Here is a 4,313-nt window from a genome sequence, read left to right on the forward strand (position 1 = left end):
TTCGGTGCCGGGGTGGAGACCCTGCTCGGCGCTGGTGTGTCGTCGTTCCTGGAGATCGGTCCGGACGGTGTGCTGAGCGGGATGGCCCGTGGGTCCGTGCCTGAGGGTGCGGATGTGGAGTGCGCGCCGCTGATGCGCCGGGGCCGTGGTGAGGTGCGGGAGTTCCTCACCGGAATGTCCCGGATGGTCGTACGGGGAGTCCCGGTCGCCTGGGAGTCGCTGGTCGAGGGCGGTCGCCTGGCCGGACTGCCGACGTACGCCTTCCAGCGTGAGCGGTTCTGGCTGGACGTTCCTTCCGCTGTCGGTGATGTGGCCACCGCCGGACTTGCGCCCTCGGGCCACCCCCTGCTCGGTGCGGTCATGCGACGCGCCGATGTCGATGGTGTCGTGTTCACGGGCCGCTGGTCGCTGCGCAGTCATCCGTGGCTGGGTGAGCACCGGGTCGGGTCTTCGGTGGTGTTCCCGGGGACCGGGTTCGTCGAGCTGCTGATGCGCGCGGGCGACGAGGTCGGTTGCGGCCGGATCGAGGAGTTGAACCAGGAGACTCCCCTCGTCGTCCCCGAGCGCGGAGCGCTCCAGCTCCAGGTGGTCGTGGGCGCGCCCGAGGAGACCGGCCTCCGTGGTGTCGGCGTGTACTCGCGCGCGGAGGACGCCGATGCGGATGTGCCGTGGACCCGGCACGCCAGTGGTCTGCTGAGCCCGGCCGTGGTGCCGGCCGACTTCGAGCTGACGCAGTGGCCGCCGGCCGGTGCGGAGGCCCTCAATGTCGAGGACACGTACCAGCGACTCGCTGATGCCGGACTGGTCTACGGCGAGCGGTTCCAGGGCCTCAAGTCGGGCTGGATCAAGGGTGAGGACATCTACGCCGAGATCGCGCTGCCCGAGCACGCCGTCGCCGAGGCGGCCGAGTACACGCTGCACCCGGCGGCGCTGGACGCTGCCCTTCAGGCGAGCGGTCTGAACGATCCGCCCGAGGTGCAGGCGACGGCCTATGTCCCCTTCTCGTGGTCGGGGGTGTCGTTGTTTGCTTCGGGTGCTTCGGTGTTGCGGGTGTGTGTGCGTCATGTGGCGCGGGATCGGGTGTCGTTGTTGGTGGCTGATGGTGTGGGTGGGCCGGTTGCGGTGGTGGAGTCGTTGGTGTTGCGGGCGATTTCTGCTGGTGCGGTGGCGGTTGCTGGGGTGGGTTCGGGTGTGGGTGGTGGGTTGTTCGAGGTGGTGTGGTCTCCGGTTGTTGGTGTGAGGGGTGTGGATGTGTCGGGTGTGGTGGTGTTGGAGGCTGGTGTGGGTGTTGGTGGGGATGGGGTTTCGGTGGTGGGTGGTGTGTTGGAGGGTTTGCAGGGTGTGTTGGGTGGGGGTTCTGGTTCTCGTGTGGTGGTGGTGACGCGGGGTGCGGTTGGTTCTGGTGGTGTGGTGGATGTGGCGGGTGCGGGTGTGTGGGGGTTGGTGCGGTCGGTTCAGGCTGAGCATCCGGGTCGGTTGGTGTTGGTGGATGTGGGTGTTGAGGGTGATGTGGGTGTGGGTGTGGGTGTGGGGTTGGCTTTGGGTTCGGGTGAGGAGCAGGTGGTGGTGCGTGGGGGTGAGGTGTTTGTTCCTCGTTTGGCGCGGGTGAGTGGTGTGGCGGCGGATGCGGGTGGTGACGGTGGTGACGGTGGTGCCGATATCAGGGGTGGTTTGGGTGATGGTGTGGTGTTGGTGACGGGTGGTACGGGTGGGTTGGGTGCGTTGGTGGCGCGGCATGTGGTGGTGGAGCGTGGGGTGCGTCGTTTGGTGTTGGTGTCGCGTCGTGGGTTGGGTGCTCCGGGTGCGGTGGGGTTGGTTGCTGAGTTGGAGGGTTTGGGTGCTGTGGTGGAGGTGGTGGCGTGTGATGTGAGTGATCGTGTGGCGTTGGCGGGTGTGGTGGGTGGTATTGGGTCTGAGTTGTCTGCTGTGGTGCATACGGCGGGTGTGGTGGATGACGGTGTGGTGGAGTCGATGTCGGTGGGTCGGGTGGCGTCGGTGTTTGGTCCGAAGGCGGATGCTGCGTGGTTTTTGCATGAGTTGACGCGTGACATGGGGCTGTCGGCGTTTGTGTTGTTCTCGTCGATGGCGGGGACGGTGGGTGGTGGTGGTCAGAGCAACTATGCGGCGGCGAATGCTTATTTGGATGGTTTGGCGGAGTATCGGCGTGGGTTGGGGCTGGCGGCGACATCCCTGGCCTGGGGACTCTGGGAAGAGTCGACGGGCATGGGCAGCCGCCTCACCGACGCCGACCTGGACAGGATGAGCCGCTCGGGCATCCGTACGCTCTCGATCGAGGACGGGCTGGCGCTCTTCGACGCGGCCCTCGCCGCCGACCGGCCGACAGTCATGCCGGCCCACTTCGACATCCCCGCCCTGCGGGGACAGGGCGAATCCCTCGCGCCGGTCTTCCGCACCCTGGCCGGCCCCCCGGCCCGCCGCTCGGCGGCCGTCACCCCCCGTGACATCGCGGCGGCGACCGAGAGCAGCCTCACCGACCGGCTCGCCGGTCTGGACGCGGAAGGACGCCGGGCGCTGGTGCTCGGTGTGGTTCGTGCGCAGGTCGCGCAGGTGCTGGCCTACGCCTCACCGGATCTCGTGGAGCCGGAGCGCGCGTTCCAGGACCTCGGCTTCGACTCGCTGACCGCCGTCGAACTGCGCAACGGCCTCACGGCCATCGCGGGAGTCCGCCTCCCGGCGACGCTCGTCTTCGACTACCCCTCGACCGACATCCTCACCGACTTCCTCCTCGCCGAACTCTCCGACGAGATTCCGGCGGCGGTGGCGACCCTGCCGGCGATGGGCCATGTCGTCGACGACGACCCGATCGCCGTCATCGGCATGGGCTGCCGCTACCCCGGCGGGGTCGAGTCCCCCGAGGAACTGTGGAAGCTCATGGCGGAGGGCCGGGACGCCATCTCCGAGTTCCCGACCGACCGCGGGTGGGACCTCGATGCCATCTACCACCCCGACCCGATGCACACGGGCACCAGCTACACCCGCGAGGGTGGCTTCATCCACAACGCGGGCGACTTCGACGCCGCCTTCTTCGGGATCTCGCCGCGCGAGGCGATGGAGACCGACCCCCAGCAGCGACTGCTCCTTGAGACGTCCTGGGAGGCGTTCGAGCAGGCCGGGATCGTCCCCACCGATCTCAAGGGCACCCAGACCGGTGTCTTCGCCGGTGTCATGTACCACGACTACGCGGGCAACATCGGCTCCGGCAGCATCGTCACGGGCCGCGTCGCGTACACCCTGGGCCTGGAGGGTCCGGCAGTCTCCATCGACACCGCCTGCTCGTCGTCCCTGGTCGCCATCCACCTCGCCGCGCAGTCCCTGCGTCAGGGCGAGTGCTCCATGGCCATCGCCGGAGGTGTCGCCGTCATGGCGACGCCGGAGTCGTTCATCGAATTCAGCCGCCAGCGCGCGCTCTCCCAGAACGGCCGCTGCCGCGCCTTCTCCTCGGACGCGGACGGTACGGCCTGGGGCGAGGGTGTCGGTGTCCTGATCCTGGAGCGGTTGTCGGACGCGCGGAAGAACGGGCACGAGGTACTCGCGGTCATCCGTGGTTCGGCGTTGAACCAGGATGGTGCGAGCAATGGTCTGACGGCGCCGAACGGTCCGTCCCAGCAGCGGGTGATCCGCCAGGCGCTGGCGAACTCGGGTCTGTCGGCCGCCGAGGTGGACGCGGTCGAGGCGCACGGCACCGGTACCACGCTCGGTGACCCGATCGAGGCGCAGGCACTGCTGGCGACCTACGGCAAGGAGCGGGACGCGGACCAGCCCCTCTGGCTCGGTTCGTCCAAGTCGAACTTCGGTCACACCAAGGCCGCCGCCGGTGTCGCCGGTGTGATCAAGATGGTGATGGCCATCAGGAACGGTGTGCTGCCGAAGACGCTGCATGTCACCGAGCCGTCGCCGCACGTGGATTGGTCTGCTGGTGCGGTGGAGCTGTTGGCGGAGGCTCGGGAGTGGCCTGAGACGGGTCGTCCGCGCCGCGCCGGTGTGTCGTCCTTCGGTATCAGTGGGACGAACGCGCACGTGATCGTGGAGCAGGCCCCCACCGACCAGGCCGCTACCAAGCCGAAGGCTGCCGACGCGGTCCCGGGCCTGCCCGTTCCGTGGGTGGTGTCCGCGAAGAACCCGGAGGCGTTGCGGGCGCAGGCGGGTCGGTTGGGGTCGTTCTTGGGTGAGACCGGTGTTGTTGATGTGCCGGCGGTGGGTTGGTCGTTGGTGCGGGGTCGTTCGGTGTTCGCGCATCGGGCGGTTGTGGTGGGTGGTGAGTGGGACGCGCTGCTGGCGAGTATCGGTGAACT

At 68.2% G+C, this 4,313-nt stretch carries 1 protein-coding gene; it reads left to right on the plus strand.

Annotation, left to right across the window (positions count from 1 at the left end; translation table 11 throughout):
• Positions 1-4,313 (plus strand): type I polyketide synthase (locus ACH4S7_RS36490; protein ID WP_398525737.1); only part of this gene is annotated, 4,313 nt, incomplete at both ends.

The organism is Streptomyces sp. NPDC020965 (assembly GCF_044333555.1).
Taxonomy (GTDB): Bacteria; Actinomycetota; Actinomycetes; order Streptomycetales; family Streptomycetaceae; genus Streptomyces.